At 61.9% G+C, this 23,668-nt stretch carries 22 protein-coding genes and 2 pseudogenes; 17 read left to right on the top strand and 7 right to left on the bottom strand.

The features are described 5' to 3' along the window. The first annotated feature begins 111 nt into the window (after positions 1-111). Entirely contained in the window at positions 112-2,022 is a 1,911-nt protein-coding gene (locus PO860_RS17860) for a beta-N-acetylhexosaminidase (protein WP_273885710.1), read from the top strand. A 13-nt stretch (positions 2,023-2,035) separates the two neighbouring features. On the opposite strand, the gene PO860_RS17855 is transcribed toward PO860_RS17860, so the two are convergent. Further along, positions 2,036-2,947, bottom strand: a complete 912-nt coding sequence (locus tag PO860_RS17855; protein ID WP_183609415.1) for an ROK family protein — start codon at positions 2,945-2,947, stop codon at positions 2,036-2,038. Positions 2,948-3,292: 345 nt separating this feature from the next. Between PO860_RS17855 and PO860_RS17850 the strand changes: the two genes are divergently transcribed. From PO860_RS17850 to PO860_RS17810, 9 genes are all read left to right on the top strand, one after another. Next, the gene (locus PO860_RS17850) at positions 3,293-3,862 is read left to right on the top strand and encodes an exopolysaccharide biosynthesis protein (RefSeq protein ID WP_272784868.1); all 570 of its coding nucleotides are present in this window, start codon (positions 3,293-3,295) and stop codon (positions 3,860-3,862) included. Between the two features lie 145 nt (positions 3,863-4,007). Then, positions 4,008-4,961 carry a sugar-binding transcriptional regulator gene (locus PO860_RS17845; protein WP_183609416.1) on the top strand — a complete coding sequence of 318 codons (954 nt, stop codon included), beginning with the start codon at positions 4,008-4,010 and terminating at the stop codon, positions 4,959-4,961. Between the two features lie 145 nt (positions 4,962-5,106). Next, positions 5,107-6,417, top strand: coding sequence for an ABC transporter substrate-binding protein (locus tag PO860_RS17840; RefSeq protein ID WP_183609417.1), 1,311 nt, complete (start codon positions 5,107-5,109; stop codon positions 6,415-6,417). A 138-nt stretch (positions 6,418-6,555) separates the two neighbouring features. After that, positions 6,556-7,428 (top strand): carbohydrate ABC transporter permease, encoded by an 873-nt coding sequence (locus tag PO860_RS17835; RefSeq protein WP_183609656.1) that lies wholly within the window; start codon positions 6,556-6,558, stop codon positions 7,426-7,428. 1 nt (position 7,429) lies between these two features. Beyond that, positions 7,430-8,260 (top strand): carbohydrate ABC transporter permease, encoded by an 831-nt coding sequence (locus PO860_RS17830; RefSeq protein ID WP_018483649.1) that lies wholly within the window; start codon positions 7,430-7,432, stop codon positions 8,258-8,260. Between the two features lie 17 nt (positions 8,261-8,277). Next, positions 8,278-9,276, top strand: a complete 999-nt coding sequence (locus PO860_RS17825; RefSeq protein WP_183609418.1) for an ABC transporter ATP-binding protein — start codon at positions 8,278-8,280, stop codon at positions 9,274-9,276. 84 nt (positions 9,277-9,360) lie between these two features. Continuing rightward, positions 9,361-10,842 (top strand): mannitol dehydrogenase family protein, encoded by a 1,482-nt coding sequence (locus PO860_RS17820; protein WP_273885711.1) that lies wholly within the window; start codon positions 9,361-9,363, stop codon positions 10,840-10,842. Positions 10,843-10,940: 98 nt separating this feature from the next. Then, entirely contained in the window at positions 10,941-11,630 is a 690-nt protein-coding gene (locus PO860_RS17815) for an HAD family hydrolase (RefSeq protein ID WP_183609420.1), read from the top strand. Beyond that, a complete protein-coding gene (locus PO860_RS17810; protein ID WP_273881699.1) occupies positions 11,630-13,213 on the top strand; it encodes an FGGY-family carbohydrate kinase in 1,584 nt (527 codons plus the stop codon). The genes PO860_RS17815 and PO860_RS17810 overlap by 1 nt, the downstream gene beginning before the upstream one ends. 232 nt (positions 13,214-13,445) lie before the next feature. Here the strand turns inward: PO860_RS17810 and PO860_RS17805 are convergent, their stop codons facing one another. Next, the gene (locus PO860_RS17805; protein ID WP_183609422.1) at positions 13,446-14,300 is read right to left on the bottom strand and encodes a MurR/RpiR family transcriptional regulator; all 855 of its coding nucleotides are present in this window, start codon (positions 14,298-14,300) and stop codon (positions 13,446-13,448) included. 236 nt (positions 14,301-14,536) lie between these two features. On the opposite strand from PO860_RS17805, the gene PO860_RS17800 reads away from it, so the two are divergent. Next, on the top strand, positions 14,537-15,238 hold the full coding sequence (locus PO860_RS17800; protein ID WP_183609423.1) for a sulfate transporter family protein: 702 nt from the start codon (positions 14,537-14,539) through the stop codon (positions 15,236-15,238). 8 nt (positions 15,239-15,246) lie between these two features. Here PO860_RS17800 and PO860_RS17795 read toward each other — a convergent pair. Further along, positions 15,247-15,528: pseudogene (locus PO860_RS17795) on the bottom strand (VOC family protein); the annotation flags it as partial. On the opposite strand from PO860_RS17795, the pseudogene PO860_RS17790 reads away from it, so the two are divergent. Next, positions 15,479-15,894 (top strand): annotated as a pseudogene (locus PO860_RS17790) (helix-turn-helix domain-containing protein). The pseudogenes PO860_RS17795 and PO860_RS17790 overlap by 50 nt on opposite strands. On the opposite strand, the gene nth reads toward PO860_RS17790, so the two are convergent. Then, positions 15,859-16,641, bottom strand: a complete 783-nt coding sequence (gene nth / locus PO860_RS17785; RefSeq protein WP_275037922.1) for an endonuclease III — start codon at positions 16,639-16,641, stop codon at positions 15,859-15,861. The pseudogene PO860_RS17790 and the gene nth sit on opposite strands and share 36 nt — an antisense overlap. Positions 16,642-16,663: 22 nt before the next feature. Between nth and PO860_RS17780 the strand changes: the two genes are divergently transcribed. Further along, positions 16,664-17,161 (top strand): DUF2244 domain-containing protein, encoded by a 498-nt coding sequence (locus tag PO860_RS17780; protein WP_183609657.1) that lies wholly within the window; start codon positions 16,664-16,666, stop codon positions 17,159-17,161. A 77-nt stretch (positions 17,162-17,238) separates the two neighbouring features. After that, positions 17,239-18,111, top strand: coding sequence for a bifunctional helix-turn-helix domain-containing protein/methylated-DNA--[protein]-cysteine S-methyltransferase (locus PO860_RS17775; RefSeq protein ID WP_273885713.1), 873 nt, complete (start codon positions 17,239-17,241; stop codon positions 18,109-18,111). A gap of 48 nt (positions 18,112-18,159) precedes the next feature. Here PO860_RS17775 and PO860_RS17770 read toward each other — a convergent pair whose 3' ends face one another. Next, on the bottom strand, positions 18,160-19,185 hold the full coding sequence (locus tag PO860_RS17770; protein ID WP_272784874.1) for a sugar-binding transcriptional regulator: 1,026 nt from the start codon (positions 19,183-19,185) through the stop codon (positions 18,160-18,162). A 420-nt stretch (positions 19,186-19,605) separates the two neighbouring features. Between PO860_RS17770 and tal the strand changes: the two genes are divergently transcribed. From tal to PO860_RS17755, 3 genes are all read left to right on the top strand, one after another. Then, positions 19,606-20,571 carry a transaldolase gene (gene tal / locus PO860_RS17765; RefSeq protein WP_097618150.1) on the top strand — a complete coding sequence of 322 codons (966 nt, stop codon included), beginning with the start codon at positions 19,606-19,608 and terminating at the stop codon, positions 20,569-20,571. Between the two features lie 92 nt (positions 20,572-20,663). Further along, the gene (locus PO860_RS17760; RefSeq protein ID WP_273885714.1) at positions 20,664-21,332 is read left to right on the top strand and encodes a DUF1345 domain-containing protein; all 669 of its coding nucleotides are present in this window, start codon (positions 20,664-20,666) and stop codon (positions 21,330-21,332) included. A 52-nt stretch (positions 21,333-21,384) separates the two neighbouring features. After that, positions 21,385-21,834, top strand: coding sequence for a DoxX family protein (locus PO860_RS17755; protein ID WP_183609428.1), 450 nt, complete (start codon positions 21,385-21,387; stop codon positions 21,832-21,834). 113 nt (positions 21,835-21,947) lie between these two features. On the opposite strand, the gene PO860_RS17750 is transcribed toward PO860_RS17755, so the two are convergent. Together PO860_RS17750 and PO860_RS17745 are read right to left on the bottom strand one after the other, a co-directional pair. Beyond that, positions 21,948-22,121, bottom strand: coding sequence for a DUF1328 domain-containing protein (locus PO860_RS17750; protein WP_003552965.1), 174 nt, complete (start codon positions 22,119-22,121; stop codon positions 21,948-21,950). A 118-nt stretch (positions 22,122-22,239) separates the two neighbouring features. After that, positions 22,240-23,667 (bottom strand): gamma-aminobutyraldehyde dehydrogenase, encoded by a 1,428-nt coding sequence (locus tag PO860_RS17745; protein WP_273885715.1) that lies wholly within the window; start codon positions 23,665-23,667, stop codon positions 22,240-22,242. Position 23,668 lies beyond the last annotated feature (1 nt).

Here is a 23,668-nt window from a genome sequence, read left to right as displayed (position 1 = left end):
CGCCCGAACCTGCGCGCCGATTCCATTGCCGCCTCAAAAAAGCTAAGCTGGGAAAGCAGCCGGGAGGCCAGTCGCGATCCCGGTCACACATCGAACGGGCAGGGCACGACCATGGCCGATTACCATCTGGAAGCAAGCTGGAGCCCGATCGAGGGCAGCTTTGGGCGCTTGACCTTCACGCTGTTCAATCTTTCGACCGAGCCGCTGTCCGGCTTCTCGCTCGCCTATACGTCGGAGACGCGCGTTGCGGACAAACATGTCTGCGATGGCGGCAGCCTGAAGCGACAGATCGCGCATTTCCACCAATTCCTGCCGCCCGACGGCCTGAGCGTGTCGCCGGGCGGCCGCTGGCGGTTCACCATCGAGGGGCTGACCAGAGAGCCGAAACATGCGACTTCAGGCATCAAATCGGCCTATCTGACACTTGGCGACGGGGGCCATGTTCCTGTCGGTTTCGGCGATCTCATGCTCGAAGGCCGGGATGGCGGCGTGGCGCCGCCGCTTCTGCCGCCGGGCCGGGCCGAGGAGCCATATGCGCTCCTGCCCTGGCCGCTGGCGCTCGGGCTGAAGGCGGGAGATTTGCCTGATGTTCTTTATCCCGTCGAAAGGAGCCGGCCCGATGCGATCAAGGCGCTCTCCCTGGTTCTGGCGCTTTACCAGCGGCTCTATCCTGCCGAGAACGCGCCGTTTTCGCTCGGTGCACTCAAGGGCGGGCGAGCCATTCGTTTCGTTACCGAATCGTCGATCGCCGCCTTCGCTTACGAACTGCGTTTCTCCTCGCATGAAATCGTGCTGTCGAGTGCAGATGCCGCCGGGCGGCACTATGGGCTGATCAGCCTGGCGCAACTGCTGCATGGTGCTCGCACCGATCGCGAAAGCTTCAAATTTCCGAATTTCGGCGCGATCGCCGACCAGCCCCGTTACGACTGGCGCGGCTGCCACCTTGACGTGTCCAGGCAGTTCTATCCGGTGGCCGACGTCGTGCGGCTGATCGACATCCTCGCCTGGAACAAGCTCAACATCTTCCATTGGCATCTGACCGACGACGAAGCCTGGCGGCTGGAGATCAAGGCCTATCCCGCCCTGACGGAGATCGGTGCCCGGCGCGGGCCCGATGACGTGCTGGTGCCGCAGCTCGGCGACGGGGCGGAACCGCGCTCCGGCCATTACACGCAGGACGATGTCAGGCGGATCGTTGCGCATGCCGCCTCGCTGCATATCGAGGTGGTGCCGGAAATCGATATTCCCGGCCACAGCACCGCGACGCTGCTCTCGCTGCCCGCGCTCGTCGACGGGCAGGAGGCGCCGGACAGCTACCGCGCAGTGCAGGGTTATCCCAACAACGCCCTCAACCCGGCGGTGGACTTCACCTATGAATTCCTCGGCAAGGTGTTCGATGAGATGGTGACGCTGTTTCCCGGCGAATATGTTCATATCGGCGGTGACGAAGTGGCGCGAGGTGCCTGGCTTTCCTCGCCGCTCTGCAAGGCGCTGATGGAACGGGAGAAACTGGCCGGCACCGCCGAGCTGCAATCCTATTTCCTGAAACGCGTCAAAGCCTTGCTGTCGGAGCGCGGCAGGAAGCTCGCCGGCTGGAACGAGGTTTCGCATGGCGGCGGCGTCGAGCCCGGCGGCACGCTGCTGATGGCTTGGGAAAAGCCTGCCGTCGGCATCGAGCTGGCTGAGGAAGGCTATGAGGTGGTGATGACGCCGGGCCAGGCCTATTATCTCGACATGGCGCAGGCCGAAGCCTGGTCTGAGCCCGGCGCGAGCTGGGCGGGCTTCAGCCCCCCGGAATACACCTATGCTTACGAGGCCGAGGGTGAGTTGCCGGAGGTGCTGCGGCAGAAGATGCGCGGCATCCAGGCCTGCATCTGGACGGAGAACTTCCTGTCCCGCGCCTATTTCAACCGGCTGGTTTTTCCGCGCCTTTCGGCCGTTGCCGAGGCTGCCTGGACGCCTTCGGCGCGCAAGGACTGGGATCGCTTCGCTGCGATCGTGCGGATGTGGCCGGTGCTTTAGGTCCGGATGATTTCTAGGCCGCCTCGGCCTTCAGTCCCAGCAGTGCGGCGCCGATCAGGCCGGGTTCGATGCGGCATTCGCTTGATACCACCAGCGGGCGGTCGAATTTGCGCAGGATGCGGGCGCGCACGGCGTGGTCGAGCTCGGTAAGCAGCAGCTCGACATTGGAAAGCCCGCCGCCGACCGGCACGATGGTCGCGCCTGTTATGTTGACGGTCAGCGCCAGGGGCGAGGCGACGAGATCGACGTAGACGTCGATGGTGCGTGTCGCCTTTTCCTCGCCACGTTGCCACTGGTCGATGATCTCCTCGCTGGAAAGGTCGAGATCGTGCAGCGTCTGGTGCAGCCGCTCCAGGCCGCGGGCGCCGCCGACGGTGTCGACGCAGCCCTTCTGGCCGCAGCCGCAGGCATAGGCCGGGATGGCCACAGGCGGATTGCCGGCTGCAGATGCGATGATCGGCCCGTGACCCCATTCGCCGGCAAAACCGCCGGCCTCGTTGACGAGGCGCCCGTCGGCAACCAGGCCGCCGCCGACGCCGGTGCCGAGGATGGCGCCGAAGACGATGCGGTGGCCGCGGCCGGCGCCGAGGCCGGCTTCGGCCATGGCAAAACAGTCGGCGTCGTTGGCGACCAGTACGGCCAAGCCGAGTTCGGCTTCGAGATCGGCTGCGAGCCTACGTTCGTGGATACAGGGAATGTTGGCGCAGATCAGCCGCTGCGTATCGGGATCGACGACGCCGGCGATGGACAGCGCGATGCGGCTCGGCTCTTCGCCGGTCTCGGCGATGATGGCGCGCAGGGTCTCGACGAAAGCGGCGAAATCATCCTTGGGCGTCGGGCGGCGGCCGAGGGGAACGATATCCGTCTCGGAGCGGGCGATGCCGCCCTTGATGGCGGAGCCACCGATATCGAATGAAATGATCATTGCCACTCCGCCGTTTCTCTGGTCTCCCGCGTCTGCTTGCATTGTTGGCGGGGAATTTCAAGCGCTCATTCGGCAGCGATGTCGCCTGCTTCAGGGACGCGCCGTGTGGCGCCCTTCCGTTCTGCCAAACATCGCCAACAGGTGGGGAGATCGGATGGTCGGATCGACTCCGATCGCATCCACAATTTCTAACCCCGCAAGTCATTCAATTGGCATATTGCATCGCCAGAATCCGACCCTACACTTTCACAAACTGCCGGACCCACGACCATCGATACGAGAGAAAACAGTACCATCCGAAGACCACGTCCCAAAGGCCGCCGCCTCTCATCCATTTTACGGCAGATGGCCGCCGATCAGAGCCGTCAGCGGATCTCGATCGGCGACCTGTTCGACACGATGGGTGACAGGGCGATCGGCGCGTTGATGCTGATCTTTGCTCTGCCGAACGCCTTTCCCACGCCGCCGGGCACGTCCGCCGTCCTCGGCGCGCCCTTGGTGTTCCTGGCAGCGCAACTGACCTTCGGGATGAAACCCTGGCTGCCTAAGGTGATTGCCAACCGTTCGATGCGGCGGGAGGATTTCGAGACTATCGTCGGCCGCATTCACCGCTGGCTCGCCTGGGCGGAGCGCATGTTGAAGCCGAGGCTGGCGATCTTTGCCGAGCCGCCGGCGGAATATCTCGCCGGGGCCGCATGCCTGCTGCTGTCGATCGTGCTGCTGCTGCCGGTCCCGCTCGGCAACATCCTGCCTGCGATCACCATTTCGGTCTTTGCTTTCGGCATATTGGGCCGTGACGGGCTCTTTGCGCTCGTCGGTTTCGTGATGACCGCGGTGTCGCTCGTCATCGCCGGCGGCGTGATCTACGGTCTGGTGAAGGCGGCGATCTATCTCATCGTGCAATGGTTTGCCTGATTTGCATCAGCGACCGCGGTTATTTGGCGGCGCTCTTTTCAACAGGCTCGACATTTGCCGGATTTTTGTTTTGATCTGGCGCGATAGAGACTCGAAATCATGTTCGGCGGCGACAAGCCGGCTCACTTTGCGCGGTAGGCATTAGATGGCAAAAAGATCCGAGACTCCCGCACGGCTCGACGATGCGGCGCGGGCCGGCTGGCTCTATTACGTCGCCGGGCGCACCCAGGACGAAATTGCCGCCTCGATGGGTATCTCGCGACAGTCGGCGCAGCGGCTGGTGTCGCTTGCCGTCGCCGAGCGTCTGATCAAGGTGCGGCTCGATCATCCGATCGCTGCCTGTCTTGAACTCGCCGAACAGTTGCGGCGAAAATTCGGACTGAAACAGGTGGAGGTGGTGCCGAGCGATCCCGGCTCGTCGTCGACCACCGTCGGAATCGCCGAGGCGGCGGCAGCCGAGATCGAGCGCTGGCTGAAGCGGCCGGAGCCGATCGTGCTTGCGGTCGGTACCGGCCGCACGCTGAAGGCGGCCGTCGATCAGCTTCCGGTGATCGAATGTCCCAATCACCGCATCGTTTCGCTGACCGGCAATATCGCACCGGACGGATCGGCGGCCTATTACAACGTCATCTTCAGCATGGCGGATGCGGTGAAGGCGCGGCACTTTCCGATGCCGCTGCCGGTGCTCGTCACCTCGGCCGAGGAGCGGGAGCTGCTGCACGGCCAGCAACTCGTGCGCTCGACGCTCGACATGAGCGCCCAGGCCAACGTCACCTTCGTCGGCATCGGCGAGCTCGGCATCGACGGTCCGCTCTGCGTCGACGGTTTTCTCGAGAAGGACGAGATGATGGAATTGATGCGCGGGGGCGCCGTCGGCGAGATCTGCGGCTGGATCTTCGATGTCGACGGCAGGTTGCTCGACAACCCGATCAACGAGCGCGTCGCATCGGCGCCGATCCCGTCCCGCGACGCGTCGATGGTCATTGGGCTGGCCAAGGGCAAGCGGAAATTCAAGGCGATCAGGGCGGCCGTTGTCGGCCATCAGATCAACGGCCTCATTACCGACGAAGACACGGCTGAGTTTTTGCTCAGGAGCTGAGCAAAAAATTATTATTTAAAATCAATAGTATAGATATATCCTTCGGCATTGCAGCAACGATTGCCGATTGACATTTTTCGCCGCATGGTGAGTAATTGCTCATGAGCAAAGCGAATGCTCACACCTCATCTTCTGGGAGGAAGATATGACATTGAGAACTTTTCTGCTGGGCGCCTGCTCAGCGCTGGCGTTTGCCGGCATGGCTTCGGCCGAGACGCTGACAATCGCAACCGTGAACAACGGCGACATGATCCGGATGCAGAAGCTGACGGATGATTTCAAGGCGAAGAATCCCGGCATCGACCTTGAATGGGTAACCCTCGAAGAAAACGTGCTGCGCCAGAAGGTCACGACCGACATCGCGACCAAGGGCGGCCAATACGACGTTCTGACGATCGGCACTTATGAAGTTCCGATCTGGGCAAAGCAGGGCTGGCTGGTGCCGCTCGACAATCTCGGCGCCAACTACGACGTCGACGACCTGCTGCCGGCGATCCGCAGCGGCCTGACCCTGGATGGCAAGCTCTATGCGGCGCCGTTCTACGGCGAAAGCTCGATGGTCATGTACCGCAAGGACCTGTTCGACGCCGCCGGCTTGAAGATGCCCGACGCCCCGACCTGGGACTTCATTGCGGATGCTGCCCGCAAGATCACCAACAAGGACAAGGAAGTCTACGGTATCTGCCTGCGCGGCAAGGCCGGCTGGGGCGAGAACATGGCCTTTCTGACGGCCATGTCCAATTCCTTCGGCGCGCGCTGGTTCGATGAAAAGTGGAAGCCGCAGTTCGATCAGCCGGAGTGGAAGGACACGCTCGATTTCTACGTCAAGCTGATGAAGGATGCCGGCCCTCCGGGCGCTTCCTCCAACGGCTTCAACGAGAACCTGGCACTGTTCCAGACCGGCAAGTGCGGCATGTGGATCGACGCGACCGTCGCTGCGTCCTTCGTCAGCAACCCGAAGGAATCGACCGTCGCCGACAAGGTCGGCTTCGCGCTCGCTCCGGACAAGGGTCTCGGCAAGCGCGGCAACTGGCTGTGGGCCTGGAGCCTCGCCATCCCGGCGGGTTCGCAGAAGGCCGAAGCCGCCGAAAAGTTCGTCGCCTGGGCCACGAGCAAGGATTACACCAACCTCGTTGCCGAGAAGGAAGGCTGGCTGAATGCACCTCCCGGTACCCGCAGCTCGCTCTATGCGAATGCGGAGTACCAAAAGGCGGCTCCCTTCGCCAAGACGACGCTCGACTCGATCAACTCGGCCGACCCGAGCAAGCCGACCGTCAAGCCGGTCCCCTATGTTGGCGTCCAGTTCGTGGCGATCCCGGAATTCCAGGGTATCGGCACGGCGGTGGGCCAGCAATTCTCGGCAGCCCTTGCCGGTCAGATTTCGGTCGACCAGGCCCTGCAGAGTGCACAGCAGCTGGCAACCCGCGAAATGACCAAGGCCGGCTACATCAAATAAAGCCTCCCGAGCAAGGGGCGGATCCTTGACACCTCGCCCCTCTGGGCCGCCGATTGCCCGAACTGCATCGGCGGCCTCTGTTTTCAGACAAAGCTTTCCTGCGGCCGCTCCCCGCTTCAGTTCAGATCGGTGATTGCCATGGCAACTTTACATACCCGCTCCGCTGCGCGCCTGATGATTGCGCCCTCCGTGCTGCTGCTCTTTGCGTGGATGATCGTCCCGCTGGCGATGACGATCTATTTCTCGCTGCTAAACTACAATCTGCTCAACCCCGGCATGGAAAACTTCGTCGGTTTCCTGAACTATGAATATTTCCTGTCCGACCCGGCCTTCATCGCGGCGCTGATCAATACGCTGCTGCTCGTCGCCGGCGTCCTGTTGATCACCGTCATCGGCGGCATCGCCTTTGCGCTGTTGCTCGACCAGCCGATGTACGGCCAGGGCATCGTGCGCATCCTGGTGATCGCGCCGTTCTTCGTCATGCCGACGGTGGCGGCGCTGGTCTGGAAGAACATGTTCATGAACCCGGTCAACGGCCTCTTTGCCCATCTTGCCAAGGCGCTCGGCCTGCAGCCGATCGACTGGCTGGCGAATGCGCCGCTGTTTTCCGTCATTCTCATCGTCGCCTGGCAATGGCTGCCCTTTGCCACCCTCATCATGCTGACGGCGCTGCAGTCGCTCGACGAGGAGCAGAAGGAAGCAGCCGAGATGGACGGCGCCGGGCCGATCTCGAAATTCATCTATATCATCCTGCCGCATATGGCCCGTGCCATCACCGTGGTGATCCTGATCCAGACAATCTTCCTGCTTTCGGTCTTCGCCGAAATCCTCGTCACCACCAATGGCGGGCCGGGCACCGACAGCACCAACCTTACCTATCTCGTCTATGCCCAGGCATTGCTGCAATTCGATATCGGCGGCGCATCGGCCGGCGGCATCGTGGCTGTTATCCTCGCCAATATCGTCGCGATCTTTCTCGTGCGCCTCGTCGGCAAGAATCTGGAGGCTTGAGATGGCCAGAAAAGTCACAACGAAGCGCAAGCTCATCGTCACCGCGATCGCCTGGACGCTCGGCATTCTGATCTTCTTCCCGATTCTGTGGACCTTCCTGACCAGCTTCAAGTCGGAAGCCGACGCCATCGCCTCGCCGCCGCAGTTCCTGTTCTTCCACTGGACGACGGAGAATTATGCCGAGGTGCAGAGCCGGTCGAACTATCTCAGCCACTTCATGAACTCGGTGATCATCTCCTTCGGCTCGACGCTGATCGGCCTGATCATCGCGATTCCGGCCGCCTGGGCCATGGCGTTTTCGCCGACTAAGCGGACCAAGGACGTGCTGATGTGGATGCTGTCGACCAAGATGATGCCGCCGGTCGGCGCGTTGATCCCGATCTACCTGATGTTCCGCAATTCGGGCCTGCTCGATACGCGCACCGGCCTTGTGATCGTGCTGACGCTGATCAACCTGCCGATTATCGTCTGGATGCTTTACACCTACTTCAAGGAAATCCCCGGTGAAATCCTCGAAGCGGCGCGTATGGACGGGGCATCGCTGATGAAGGAGATCGTCTACGTGTTGACGCCGATGGCGGTGCCCGGCATTGCCTCGACGCTGCTTTTGAACATCATCCTCGCCTGGAACGAGGCGTTCTGGACGCTCAACCTCACCGCCTCCAAAGCGGCGCCGCTGACCGCCTTCATTGCCTCCTATTCCAGCCCCGAAGGCCTGTTCTATGCCAAGCTGTCGGCGGCATCGACGATGGCTATCGCGCCGATCCTGATCCTCGGCTGGTTCAGCCAGAAACAACTCGTCCGCGGCCTGACCTTCGGCGCAGTGAAATAAGATAAAGGGAGAGAAACATGGGCAGCATTACCCTTCAGAAGGTTTCCAAGGTCTTCGGCGAAGCCAAGGTCATCCCTTCGATCGATCTCGACATCAAGGACGGCGAATTCGTTGTCTTCGTCGGTCCGTCGGGCTGCGGCAAGTCCACGCTGCTCAGGCTGATCGCCGGGCTCGAGGACGTTTCCGGCGGCAAGATCGTCATCGACGGCCGGGACGCCACCGAAAAGGCGCCGTCGGAGCGCGGGCTTGCCATGGTGTTCCAATCCTATGCGCTCTATCCGCATATGAGCGTGCGCAACAACATCGCCTTCCCGCTGAAGATGGCGGGCGTCGACAAGGCGGAGATCGACCGCAAGGTGACGGATGCCGCCCGGGTGCTGAACCTTACCGACTATCTCGAACGCAAGCCGCGCCAGCTGTCCGGCGGCCAGCGCCAGCGCGTGGCGATCGGCCGGGCCATTGTGCGTCAGCCTTCGGCCTTCCTGTTCGACGAACCGCTGTCGAACCTCGATGCGGCACTGCGCGTCAATATGCGCCTCGAAATCAGCGAGTTGCACCAGCAGCTGAAGACGACGATGGTCTACGTCACCCACGACCAGGTCGAGGCGATGACCATGGCCGACAAGATCGTCGTCCTGAACAGGGGCAATATCGAGCAGGTCGGCTCGCCGCTCGAGCTCTACAGCCGCCCGCGCAACCTGTTCGTCGCCGGCTTCATCGGCTCGCCGAAGATGAATTTCATCAAGGGGCAGAACGCGGCTCAGCTTGGAGCGCATACGATCGGCATCCGTCCCGAACATATGCTGCTGTCGATGGAGAGCGGCGACTGGAAGGGCAGGGTCGTGGTGGCCGAACATCTCGGTTCCGACACCTTCCTGCATATCGATGCCGAAGACATCGGCATGGTGACGGCGCGCGGCAGCGGCGATTTCGCCGCAAAGGCCGGGGATACCGTCTACCTGACGCCCGACCGTTCGCGTATTCACAAATTCAACGAGGGCGGTCTTGCCATCTAGGGCGGACTGCCGGGCTGGGGGCAAGCATGCGAGCCGGACGATGGCGCCCGGCCGTCTCGGCAAGACCTTCAAGAGGACTGGAACATGACGTGCAAATTATCGCTGGCAACGCTTTCGGACGTGGCGCGCACTGCCGCCATCCCTTGTTATGACAGGGCGTCGCTGAAAGCCGGCATCGTGCACTTCGGCGTCGGCAATTTCCACCGTGCCCATCAGGCGATCTATCTCGACGATCTCTTCAACGCTGGCACGGATCACGACTGGGCGATCGTCGGCGCCGGCGTGCTGCCGTCGGATGCCGCTATGCGCGAAAAGCTTGCGGCACAGGATTTCCTGACGACTGTGGTCGAGCAGGACAACAACAAAACGGCGGCGCGCGTCACCGCGCCGATGATCGATATCCTGCCGGTCGGCGATCCCGCCGCGATCATCGCCAGGCTCGCCGATCCCGAAATCCGCATCGTCTCGCTGACGATCACCGAGGGTGGTTATTTCATCGATGCATCGGGCCTATTCAATCCGGCCCATCCGGCGATCGCCGCCGACGGGCAGAATCCCGACGCGCCGAAGACGGTGTTCGGCCTGATCGTTGCCGGCCTGAAGACGCGCAACGCCAGGGGTATCGGTCCCTTCACTGTCATGTCCTGCGACAATATTCCCCATAACGGCATCGTCACCGCCAATGCCGTGGTCGGCACGGCTGCCCTTTCGGATCCCGGTTTTGCCGACTGGATCCGGGAAAATGTCGCCTTCCCGAACGCGATGGTCGACCGCATCACGCCTGCAACCGGCCAGCGGGAGATCGATTTCCTCAGGGACAATTTTGAGATCGAGGACAATTGGCCGGTCTATTGCGAGGAATTCAAGCAATGGGTGCTGGAGGATAAGTTCACCGCCGGCCGGCCGGCGCTGGAAAAGGTCGGGGTGACCTTCGTTCCCGATGTCACGCCCTACGAGCATATGAAGATCCGCATCCTCAATGGCGGGCATGCCGCGATCGCCTATCCGGCGGCGCTGATGGATATTCATTTCGTCCATGATTCCATGGAGGATCCGCTCATTCGCGCTTTCCTTGCCAAGCTCGAAAACGACGAGATCATTCCGATCGTGCCGCCGGTGCCGAACACGTCGCTGACCGAGTATTTCGCCCTGATCGAGCATCGCCTGCTCAATCCGAAGATTGCCGACACCATTCCGCGTCTGGCGCAGGACGGTTCGAACCGTCAGCCGAAATTCATCCTGCCGTCGACGCTCGACAATCTGCGCCAGGGCAAGGATGTCGTCGGCCTGGCGCTGGTTTCTGCACTCTGGTGCCGTTATTTCGCCGGCAAGACCGATAGCGGCAAGGATATCGTCTTCAACGACGCCAGCGCCGAGCGCCTGCATGCAGCGGCGCTGAAAGCCAAGGACGATCCTTCAGCCTTCCTCGTCTTCGACGACGTTTTCGGCGAAGTGGCAAAATCCGAGCTTTTTCGCAAGCGTTTTGCCCATGCGCTTAAAACCCTGTGGGAAAAAGGCACGCGGGAGACGCTGCAACTCTATCTCGACGGCAAGCTCGCAGTGTAAGGGAAATTGGATGGCGGTGTCCGCTGCCGTCATCCGTCCGGCCTTGCGAGCGAAGCGGGACGGTGACGCGTCCGAATTGAACTCAGGTTGGGTCTTTCATGGCTGATGCTGAACCACGGCTGGTCATCTTCGATTGCGATGGCGTGCTCGTCGATAGCGAGCCGATCTCGATCAGCGTGCTGGTCGCGGCGATGAACGATCTCGGCGTCTCGATCACCGAAGACCAGGCCTATGAGCGCTTTCTCGGCCGCAGCCTGTCGACGCTCATCGATACGCTGGAAACCGAATTCAACGTCCACGCCGGCGAGGAATTTCTCGAGCGCATTCGCACCGATCTTTACGCCCGTTTCCGCACGGAACTGAAGCCGATCGACGGTATCGCGGCGACGATCGACGGGCTTGGTGTTCGCTGCTGCGTCGCCTCGTCCAGCCAGATGGAGCGGATTCGGCTGTCGCTGTCCGTCACCGGGCTACTCGACCGGCTGCCCGACATCTTCAGCGCGACGATGGTCAAGCGCGGCAAACCGGCGCCCGATCTCTTCCTGCATGCGGCGCGTGAAATGCAGGTCCAGCCGGCGCATTGCCTCGTCGTTGAGGACAGCCCGGCCGGCATTGCCGCCGCCAAGGCGGCCGGCATGACGGTCTTTGCCTTCACCGGCGGATCGCACGCCAACTTCGCCGGATATCGCGCCGAACTCGATCGTCTTTCGCCTGACGTGGTGTTTGACGCCATGCCGGATTTGATACACCTTGTCCGCAACCATAAGCTGGACGGGACCAAGATTTGATGCGTGATCATGTGGTTGCGGTGGATATCGGCACGGGCAGTGCGCGCGCCGGCGTCTTCAATGCACGCGGTCGCCTGCTTGCCAAGGCCGAACATCCGATCGTGATGAACCGGCCGCGCGAAAACCATGCCGAGCACGATTCCGAAGATATCTGGTCCGCCGCCTGCATGGCAGTGCGCCGGGCATTGGAGCAATCCGGCATCGATCCCGCCGCGGTCGGTGCGATCGGCTTCGACGCCACATGTTCGCTTGTCGTGCGTGACGTCCAAGGCGGCCAGATCAGCGTTTCGACAGGCGGTGAGACACGCTTCGACACGATCGTCTGGCTCGATCACCGGGCGCTGAAGGAAGCCGATTTCTGCACGGCGACAGAACACCGGGTGCTCGAGCATTCCGGGCATGTGATGTCGCCCGAGATGGAAATGCCGAAGCTGATGTGGCTAAAGAAAAAGCTGCCCGCCACCTGGGAAAAGGCCGGCTATTTCTTCGATCTCGCCGACTTCATGACGTGGAAATCGACCGGATCGCTTGCTCGTTCGCGCTGCACGCTGACGGCGAAGTGGAACTATCTCGCTCATCTCGAAAAGGGCTGGCAGCAGGATTTCCTGGAGCGGATCGGCCTCGATGACCTTCAGGCGCGCGGCCACCTGCCGGATGAGACCACGCCTGTCGGCGGCAGCGTCGGCCGGCTGACAGCGGAGGCGGCCGAGGCGCTCGGGCTAACGACGGACTGCCGCGTTTCAGCCGGCATGATCGACGCCTTTGCCGGTGCGCTCGGTGCGCTCGGCGGCTACGCTGCCGATCCTGTAGAACGTGAGCGCCAGCTGGCACTGATTGCCGGCACGTCGAGCTGCATCGTTGCCTTCTCCAGGGAACGCAAGCCGAGCCATGGCATGTGGGGTCCCTATTACGAGGCGGTCTTCCCGCAATCCTGGCTGGTCGAGGCCGGGCAATCGGCAACCGGGGCACTGCTCGACCACATCGTGCGCATGCATGCGGCCGGTGGCGAGCCGACGGCGGCGCTGCATCAGAAGATCGTCGCGCGCATTGCCGAATTGCGGGCCGAGGAGGGCGATGCTTTCGGCGCGCGGATTTTCGTGTTGCCGGATTTTCACGGCAACCGCTCGCCGCTCGCCGATCCGCATGCCGTCGGCGTCGTCAGCGGGCTGACGCTCGATAGCTCCTTCGACGGGCTCTGCACGCTCTATTGGCGCACCGCCGTGGCGATTGCGCTCGGCATCCGCCACATTCTGGAGAAGATGAAGGAATACGGCTATGTGCCCGATACGCTGCATATTGCCGGCGGGCATGTGAAGAACCCGGTGTTGATGGAGCTCTACAGCGACGCCACCGGCTGCAAGGTCGTGGTGCCGAAGATGAACGAGGCGGTGCTGCTCGGCACGGCGATCGCAGCATCCGTCGCTTGCGGCTTGCATGGGGATCTGGCCGCAGCCGGCGAGGCGATGTATCCGGGCGGCGACGAACGGCTTCCCGACAAAGCGAAACAGGCGCTTTATGACCGCGACTACCGGCGTCTTCTCGCCATGCATCGGCACCGCGCCGAGTTGGAAATGATGGATTAAAGCATGTCGCGCAAAAGTGTGCAGCGGTTTGCGCCAACGACATGCGTAAAAACAAAGACCTAAAGCACGTCACATGAATCAGGTTTGATGCGACGTGCTTTAGAGCAATTCCAGGAAAAGTGCGAAGCGGTTTTCCGTCCGGAATTGCGCAAAAACAAAAGGATAGAGCGGTTCTGCGCTTCCGTTAAAAGCTGAACCGCACAAGCCGCCAAAAGCGCCGTGTTCAATCGGATTAGTGGTTCGCCGTCTCACCGAGGACGGTCGCGAATTCCATCATGCGGCGGCGGCGAAGGGCGGCCTCTTCCCCGACTTCTAGGATGACCGATTCCGACAGGCAGTCGAGCAACGCGATCAGCGGTGGAAGATTGTCCAGATCGGGCGCGCGCGCGGGCGGCAAGGGCAGCATCACATTCGACTGATCCGCCATCCAGTCCGCTTGCTGCGGTGAAATGAGCACGACCTTATAGCCGTAGCGCCGAGCGGTTCGGGCAAGCAGGCGCGCCTTGGCGAAGCGGCGACAATCGATGATGACGAGCAGCGCGTCGTCGACCGCCAGCCGGGCGAAGAGTTCGGCAAAACGGTTGTCGGCGCCGTCGAGCGTGCGCACGCCGTCACGGGCTTGCGTCAGCCGCTGGCAGAAATGATGGGCAAGGCTCGCCAGCCGGGCATGCGTGGCGATCGATATTTCGCGGGCCGTGCTAATCAAGCTGACGGCTTCGGACCAGTGCGGCTGCGCCGTCAGATGATAGATATGGTGGAGCGCCTGGATCTGCTCGGCAACCAGCACGGCGAGCGGTTTGCCCTCCGCGGCGTCCTGATGCAGCTCGCTCATGGCGCTTTGCAATTGCGCCGGCGATGTCGTCACGGTCTCGCGTATCTCTACTTTGACGCTGTCCAATCCCTGATAGCCGAGCGCGCGCAGGAAGCGCCCGACGGTCATCGGCGACAGATCCAGCCGGTCGGCGACGGACGCCGCTGTCTCGAACGGCAGGTCGTTCAGGTGTTCGGTGAAATATTTCGCGATACGGCGTTCGGCCGGCGTGCCGGTTTTTGCGTATTGCCTGAGTTTTTGCACAAAGTCTTCCACATCAGCCTCCCCCGTTTTTCCTCAGAGGCGTTCCGCGGACGCGCTGTTGCGACCCCTCGTCTTTGCAACTATTTCGGAAGCTGCTTCTCAGGCTCATGCATATTTGGATACGTAACAATACTATATTAGCATTTAATTTTCGACAAGTTTTCTATTACCACATGCAATTTTATTCTCTCTTGTGGCCGGTCTCCATCTTTCCTACATCTTCCGCGCAACCGGAGACGCCTGAGACAATGATTCTTGCCGCCGCTCGATTATCGCTCGCCAATTTGTTCGCGCCGGAAACACGCGCAGTCTTCTGGAAAGTGCTCGGCCTGACAGTCCTCGTGCTGGTCGGTCTGTGGTTCGCGCTGCGTGGGGCCTTCATGGCTTTCCTCTTTCCCTGGCTGACGAGCTTCTTTCCCGATGTGCCGGATTGGGCGGGATGGCTCGCTTTCATCTTCGCAATCCTTGCCGGTATCGGCCTTGCGCTGATGCTGGCGCTGCTGCTTTCGCCGGTCACGGCGCTGATCGCCGGCCTGTTTCTCGACGATGTCGCCGAAGTCATCGAAAAACGCGACTATCCCAAGGACGCGCCGGGCACCGCCATGCCGCTCGGCCCGGCGATGGCAAGCTCGATCAAGTTCCTCGGCGTGGTGATCCTCGGCAATATCGTCGCCTTGCTGCTGCTGTTCATCCCCGGCGTCAATCTGGTCGCCTTCTTTCTGGTGAACGGCTATCTGCTTGGACGGGAATTCTTCGAATTCGCCGCCATGCGCTTCCGTTCGCCTCAGGAGGCGCGGCTTTTCCGCGCCAGACATGCTTCCACCGTCTTTCTCGGCGGGCTGGTGATCGCCCTTTTCCTGGCGATCCCGTTCGTCAATCTTCTGACGCCGCTCTTTGCCGCCGGCATGATGGTGCATCTGCACAAGCTGATTTCTGCACGCGACACCTGAGGCTCAGCCGGGCAGGGCGGAGCGTCGTACATCGCTGCAAATTCGGCGCTCGGCGGCATCGGTATGATGATGTCGATCAGCACGCCGTTCGGATCGGCGGTGATGAAATGCCGCTGGCCGAAATCCTCATCGCGGATCTCCCGCAAAATCGGCAGGCCGGCGTTCCGGCAGGCCGCATAGATCGCGTCGACATCGGCGACCTCGAAATTGAGCAGCAGGCCTGAAATCTTGCCGCGGGCGATGGCCGGGATGGCCTCGTGGCTGCCATCGAGGATGGCAAGGGCGATATTCGTCGAGAAAGGTTATGCCGAAACGGCGACGCCGGAGATCGTGACGGAGGCGGGTGTGACGCGTGGCGCGCTCTATCATCATTTTGAAGATGAAGACAAGAAGGCGCTTTTTCGCGCGGTGGTCGAATGCTAGGCGCAAGCGGTAGTGGTGGCGATCGATGCCGAGAATGCGGAAGCGACGCTGCAGGCAGGCCTTGCCGCCATGCTTCCGGAGGCCGGCGCTATGCTCGACCCGCTGACGTCGATGTTATCGGCGGGGCCTTCGACCGCGCGGCGATTGCGATCGAGGCTGGCGCGGAAAGGGGTCACTACGAGCAGGCGATCGCTGTTCTACTCGACGGTCTCGCCGATCACCTGCGGCGGTAGCTCGACGAGCGGCGCCGCCACATCCCAGCTCTTTTCCGGCGATTTGCAGATATCGGCGATGACGCAGCGCTCACATTCCGGACGGCGTGCCTTGCAGGTATAGCGTCCGTGCAGGATCAGCCAGTGATGGGCGTGGTAGAGGTAGTGTTGCGGAACCACTTTCATCAGCCGGGCCTCGACTTCGTCGGGCGTTTTGCCGGGGGCAAGCCGGATGCGGTTAGCGATGCGGAAGATGTGGGTGTCGACGGCCATCGTCGCCTGGCCGAAGGCCATGGACAGCACGACGTTGGCGGTCTTGCGGCCGACGCCCGGCAATTTCACCAGTTCGTCACGCGTTTCCGGCACCGTACCGCCGAACTCATCGACCAGCATCTGCGAGAGCGCGATGACGTTTTTCGCCTTGTTGCGATAAAGGCCGATCGTCCTGATATAGTCGCGCAGCCGCTCCTCGCCGAGTTCGAGCATCTTTTCCGGCGTATCGGCAACCTTGAAGAGGGCGCGTGTCGCCTTGTTGACGCCGCCATCGGTGGCCTGCGCCGACAGTGCGACGGCGACGACGAGGGTGAAGGGATTGCTGTGCTCGAGCTCGCCCCTCGGTTCCGGCCGCTGCACCGAGAAGCGGCGGAAGATCTCCTCGCGCTCGGCCAGTGAATAGGCGGTCTTCACCGCCGCCGCCGGTTTGCGGCGGGCGATCACATTCGAGTTTTGCGACGATTTGCCAACGGATTTAAGTTTCGGATTCGCCATGGGGAATCTATACTCACCGGCTATGATGGAAAGCAACGCCAACAGCTCCAACGAGCAGCCTGTTTTCGCCGCTGCGCTTTTCCCCCACCGGTCGCTCGGCCGCCGGGGCTTCAAGGTGTTGCTTGCCTTATCGGGTGCGGTCTGTTTTCTCTACGGCATGTTCTTCGTCGCGACCGGCGCCTGGCCGATCGGCTTCTTCTTCGGTCTGGACTTCGTGCTTCTCTATGGCGCCTTCTGGCTGAGCTACCGCTCCGGAAGGGCCCGCGAGGAGGTCACGGTGTCGCGCACGGATGTTTCGGTGCGCAAGTTTGCGCCGTCGGGGCGGATGGTGGAGCATCATTTCAATCCGTTCTGGGCGCGCTTCCGCGTGCGCCGGCACCAGGAGATCGGCATCCTGTCCATGCATATTTTCGGCGAGGGCCGGCGCACGGATATCGGCTCCTTCCTCAATCCCGATGATCGCGAAAGCTTCGCCAAAGCCTTCAAGGGAGCGCTCGCGACGGTCAAGCAGCGGATCTGAGACTATCAGGCGCGCGCAAGAATCGGGTGGTTTACCCCGGGCCTATTGATTATCTCCTTGTGACAAGGAGAAAGACCATGGATATGATTGCGAACCTGCAGACAGACATCACGCCTGAAGGCCCTGATTATGATATCGTCCGTCGGGTCATCGAACTCATCACCGAGGACTATCGCGACCAGCCTTCGCTGGAGGCGATCGCCGCGCGGCTCAATCAGTCGCCGACGCAGTTGCAGAAGACCTTCACCCGCTGGGCCGGTCTGTCGCCCAAAGGCTTCCTGCAGGCGGTGACGCTCGACCACGCCAAGCGGCTGCTGCGCAGCGAAGACATGCCGCTGCTCGAGACGTCGATCGAGGTCGGCCTCTCCGGGCCGAGCCGGCTGCACGACCTTTTCGTCACCCATGAGGCAATGTCGCCCGGCGAATGGAAGGCCAAGGGCGGCGGTCTCACCATCCGCTACGGTTTCCACATCTGCCCTTTTGGCATGGCGCTGATCATGGTGACCGACCGCGGCCTTGCCGGCCTCGCCTTCAGCGATTCCGGCGATGAGAGGGCCTGCCTCGAGGATATGACCTGCCGCTGGCCGAACGCCTCTTATGTCGAGGACCTGCAGGCAACGGTGCCCTATGCCGCCCGTATCTTCGAGCCCGGCAAGTGGTCTTCCGAACAGCCGCTGCGCGTCGTGCTGATCGGCACCGACTTCCAGGTGCGTGTCTGGCAGAGCCTGCTGAAGATCCCGTTCGGCAAGGCGGTCACCTATTCAGATATCGCCAGCGATATCGGACGGCCGACGGCGCAGCGCGCCGTGGGTGCGGCGGTCGGGGCAAACCCGATCTCCTTCGTGGTGCCCTGCCATCGGGCGCTCGGCAAGAACGGCGCGCTGACGGGCTACCATTGGGGCCTCACCCGCAAACGGGCAATGCTCGGCTGGGAATCGGCGCACGCCTGATGGCGTTTCCCGGGGCGGAGCGGCCGTCGTTTCCACTTACGTCGTTCGCTATCGCTCTGACACTTCTTCCCGCTGGGGCGAAGAGACGGGCGGCGCGGTCTCTGCCAGTTCGAGCAGCGCCCGTGCGGCACTTTCATCGGTGATCAGCGTGTTGCAGCCGATGCGCTTGATCGTGGCGCGGATCGCCACGGCGCGGTGGGCGCCGCCGGAGGAGAGCACGATATGTTTGGCCTCCTTCAGCGTGTCGAGATCGACGGACATGACGCGACGATTGATCGAGTGGTCGACCGAATTGCCATCCTTGTCGAGGAAGTTGAACATGGTGTCGCAGACGCAGCCGGCATCGATCAGTTCCTGCAGCTCGGCCTTGGAGATCCAGCCCTCCGACAGCGAGGTCGAATGCGGGCCGATATCGCCGCAGCTGACGATCGCCAGGTCGAGATTCTCGGCCAGACGGTAGATCGTGTCTAACCCGCATTTCTCGATCAGATTGCGTTTGGTCTCGATGGAATCAACGAGAAGCGGCGCCAGGAACATGTAACATTCGGCGCCGAGCTGATTTGCCAGCCGCCATGTGTAATCGATCGGGTTGGTCTGGTGCACGGCGACGATGCCACCAAGCAGCGAAACGACCTTGCAATTGGTGCGGCGCGGCGGCCGGAAGCTCGACAGCGAGGCGGTCATGGTGCGGCCCCAGCCGACGCCGATGGTGTAGTCGTCGGGGATGGCTTCGGAGAGGAACTGGCCAAGCGCCAGGCCGACATTTTTCGCCAGCGCATTGACGTCGCCATTGAACGGTGCGGGCACGACGATCGCCTCGTCGAGGCCGTAGGCGCGCTCCAGCTTCACCGAAAGTTCAACGCAGTCGCCGATCGAATCGTTGATCCAGATCTGGACTTCGCTGCGCTTCATCGCCTCGTCGAGCAGGCGGATGACGGTGGTACGGCTGATGCCGAGCTGTTCGGCGACGTCTTTCTGGGTCAGCCCCTCGTTATAATAGAGCCATGCCGCCCTGAGCCGCAGCGAGGATGCCTCGGAATAAGCCGTGTGTGTGCCGCGTTTGAGCTTGACCACATCGCCTCCGCACGAATTCGCCCCAGATCCCCCCTGGGATGAAAGGCGTGACGTCATTTTGTTGGGCGGATAATGACGGGTGTGACACTTATGTCAATTGAAATGCACAAATGTCCTTGACTTTTCCCTGGGCGAATGTCGATAGTCCTGACGACACAAGTCGTTCTTGTCCATCGAGGAGGACATAGTGCGGGCATCCCGAAAGTCACGACCGGCCTTCCAGCCGCAGGCGGCATCGCTGGTGTTCGAGCCGCCGTTCGCTGGCGGCCGGAACATGGCGACTGTCCTTCACGTTTATGAATCATCCGTGACGGATGCGCGCATTTTCGCCTGCAGCTTGCAAACAACCTGTCGGTAGATCACCTTTGCCGGGCGGAACGCGCGCCGGTCGCAGCCCAAGTTCAACAAGGATTATTGACCATGACATCCAAGCTTGACCAACTTCGCGAGATTACCACCGTCGTCGCCGATACCGGCGACATCGAGGCCGTTGCCCGCCTGAAGCCGGTGGATTGCACGACGAACCCGAGCATCGTGCTGAAGGCGCTCGGCACGCCGATGTTCGCCGACGCCATCAAGGAAGCCGTCGCCTGGGGCAAGAAGCAGGGCGGCAATCCTGAAGCCGTTTCATCGGCCGTCGCCGATCGCCTCGCCATCTCCGTCGGCGCCGCCCTGGTGAAGCTCGTCCCAGGCCGCGTCTCGACCGAAGTCGACGCCGATCTTTCCTTCGATACCGAGGCTTCGCTTGCCAAGGCGCGCGCGATCATCGCCGCCTACAAGGATCGCGGCATCGATCAGGACCGCATCCTCATCAAGCTCGCCTCCACCTGGGAAGGCATCCGCGCCGCGGAAGTGCTGCAGAAGGAAGGCATCGACTGCAACCTGACGCTCCTCTTCAGCAAGGCCCAGGCGATTGCCTGCGCCGACGCCAAGGTATTCCTGATCTCGCCCTTCGTCGGCCGTATCCTCGACTGGTACAAGAAATCGACCGGCAAGGACTTCACCGCCGAGGAAGATCCGGGCGTCATCTCCGTCCGTGAAATCTACAACTACTACAAGGCCAACGACATCAAGACGATCGTCATGGGCGCTTCCTTCCGCAGCGCCGGCGAAATCGAAGCCCTTGCCGGCTGCGACCGCCTGACGATCAGCCCGAACCTGCTCGACGAGCTCGCCAAGGATGAGGGCAAGCTGGAGCGCAAGCTCTCGCCTGATAGTCGCAAGCCGGATCCGAAGGTCTCGGTCGACGAGAAGACCTTCCGCTGGCTGATGAACGAAGACGCGATGGCGACGGAAAAACTCGCCGAAGGCATCCGCGCCTTTGCCAAGGATCTGGGAACGTTGCGCAGCATGGTGCAGAAGGAACTGCAGCTCGCCGCCGCCTGATAGGCACGGCATGCAATCGGAGGCGCGGCTGCCGGCTGGCAGGCGCGCCTTTTTCGTGCTGTTATCAAGGGCATATGCTGCCGGGGGCCGATATGGCGGATGAGGAGAGGGCAAATTCGCTCGCGGCATTTGCCTATAAACATGCGAGTTTCATCATCGCCGCTCTTGCCGGACTGGCGGTCTTCCTGGCTGTGACCTCGCGCGAGGTCAGCGCCGGCAATATCCTGTTCGGCTGGAATGTCAGCGCCGGCGTTTTTGTCGCGCTCAGCTGGCGCAAGATGCTGCGGGCGACGGTCGAAAGCATCCGCAAACGCTCCGCGGATCTCGATTTCTCCGACACCGTCCTCCTGGCTCTTTCGATCGGTACCGCCCTTGCCAGCATCGCCGGCATCGGCATCGAGCTTCATTCGATCAAGGAGGCAGCACCTGACGTCGCGCTGGCACGGGCAGGTGCGGCGATTTTGACCATCCTGATCTCCTGGATCTTCCTGCATACGCTTTTCACCATCCACTATGCCCATTATTTCTATGGTGGGGCGGACGAGGAGGGCGGCCTCAAGTTTCCCGACGGGATCGAAGAGCCGGGCTACTGGGACTTCCTCTACTTCTCCTTCACCATCGGCGTTGCCGCGCAGACGGCGGATGTCGCGGTCAGTTCGACCAGCATGCGCAAGCTGACGCTGCTGCATGCCGTGCTGTCGTTCCTGTTCAACACGACGATCCTGGCGCTGGCGATCAATGTCGGGGCGAGCCTGCTATAATGCGGCCTTGCCGGAGCGGGTGGCCAATCACCTGCTCTTCAAAACGGAGGGTATGATGGACAGCGCCTCAAGCCGGCCCCGGCCGGCCGATCTCATTCTTCTCCTGGGCAGGCTGCTGCTGTCGCTGATCTTCCTGCACGAAGGCTTGGTACTCGCCTCGGATATCACCGCGACGCTCGACACTTTCGCAAAACTGGGGCTGTCGGCGCCGGTGGCATTTGCCACCATTGCCCTTCAGCTCGGTGCCGGCCTTTCCCTTGCGACAGGCTTCCTCACCCGGCTTGGTGCACTGGCGCTGGGGCTCTTCTGCCTGGCGACCGCCTTGCTCTTCCACACGAATTTCGCAAGCCAGAACGAGCTGCTGCATTTCGAGAAGGACCTGGCGATTGCCGGCGGCATGTTCGTGCTGACGGCTTCAGGTGCGGGATCGATATCGATCGACAGGCTGCTGAGAAAGCGAACAAACAGAATGCATCCCTGGCTTAGGGCGGTATTGTCGTAAGCATGCGCCGAAGCGATATCATCTTGAAAGACCACGTGCTAAAGGGACGCCGCCCCAGACGCTCACCGCGCCCTGTCATTAGAAACAAGGTGACGGAGGGGCTGCGTTTCTGCTCACAAGATCGCTTGGCCGGCCATCAGCGCAAGGACCAGGAAGATCAGGAAGATCACCAGTGCAATCCCGAAGAGAACGCGGGCGATCGTTGCGGTGGCTGCGGAGACGCCGGAGAAGCCGAAGAAGCCGGCGATGATCGAAATCACGAAAAAAATCAGAGCCCATTTCAGCATGACATCATCCTTTTCGTTTGCCTGAGAAAGACGCCGCAGCCGGGAAATTGTTCCGGATCGTGTAGAACGGAATAACGCGATAGAACCGTGGCGTCTCCCGGCCTTTCGATGCAGACGCTCAGCCGTGATTGATCATCACGTGGCGCACGGCGGTGTAGTCTTCCAGCGCGTAGACCGACATGTCCTTGCCGTAGCCCGACTGTTTGAGGCCGCCATGCGGCATCTCGTTGGCCAGCATGAAGTGCGTGTTGATCCAGGTGCAGCCATATTGCAGGCGGGCGGCGGTCTTCATGCCGCGGCCGATATCCCTGGTCCAGACGGAGGAGGCGAGGCCGTAGTCGCTGTCGTTTGCCCAGGCAATGGCATCGTCGGCCTGGGAAAAGCGGGTGACCGAGACGACCGGGCCGAAGACCTCGCGGCGGACGATCTCGTCGTCCTGCTGGGCGCCTGCTATGACGGTCGGGGCGAAGAAGAAGCCCTTGTCGCCGGAGACCTTGCCGCCGGTGGTGATCTCCATGTGCTTGTGTTCGGAGGCGCGGGCGACGAAGCTTTCGACGCGGTCGCGCTGGCGCCTGGAGATCAGCGGACCGATTTCGTTTTCGGTATCGTCGGCCTGGTTGAAGCGGATGCTCGCGACGGCCGAGGAGAGGTCGGCGACGAAGTTGTCGTAGACCTTGGCATCGGCATAGATGCGGCAGGCGGCGGTGCAGTCCTGGCCGGCATTGTAATAGCCGAAGGTGCGGATGCCGGACACGACGGCATCGATATCGGCATCGTCGAAGACGATGACCGGCGCCTTGCCGCCGAGTTCCAGATGGGTGCGCTTGACCGTCTTGGCGGCGGCCTGCAGCACCTTCTTGCCGGTCGCGACATCGCCGGTGATCGAGATCATGCCGATCTTGGCGTGGTTGATCAGGGCGTTGCCGACGCTTTCGCCGCGGCCGAGGATGACGTTGACGACGCCTTCGGGAAGGATTTCGGAGAGTAGTTTCGCCATTTTCAGCGCCGTCAGCGGCGTCTGTTCCGAAGGCTTGAAGACGACGGTGTTGCCGCCGGCGATCGCCGGCGCCAGCTTCCAGGCCATCATCATCAGCGGATAGTTCCACGGCGCGATCGAGCCGACGATGCCGATCGGATCGCGGCGGATCATCGAGGTGTGGCCGGGCAGGTATTCGCCGGCGGCCGGGCCGTGCAGGTTGCGCACGGCGCCGGCGAAGAAGCGATAACAATCGACGATCGCCGGGATCTCGTCGTTCAGCACGGAATTGATCGGCTTGCCGCAATTCAAAGCCTCCAGCGTCGCGAAGCCCGCGGCATCCTTTTCGATCGCGTCGGCGATCTTCAGCAGGTAACCGGAACGCTCGCCCGGCGTCGTCTGCGACCAGCTTGCGAAGGCTTTTTCGGCGGCATCGACGGCGGCGTCGATTTGGGAAAGTGAGGCCTCGGGAAGGTCGATCACCGTCTCGCCGGTCTTCGGGTTCAGGATGTGCTCTTCCGTCTCCGTGCCTTTTTCGAAGCGGGACCCGATCAGCATTTGGATATCCATG

The organism is Rhizobium binxianense, assembly GCF_028994275.1.
Classification (GTDB): domain Bacteria; phylum Pseudomonadota; class Alphaproteobacteria; order Rhizobiales; family Rhizobiaceae; genus Rhizobium; species Rhizobium binxianense.
The sequence above is the reverse complement of the archived record's forward strand: the minus strand, read 5'-3'. Positions and strand labels throughout refer to the sequence as shown.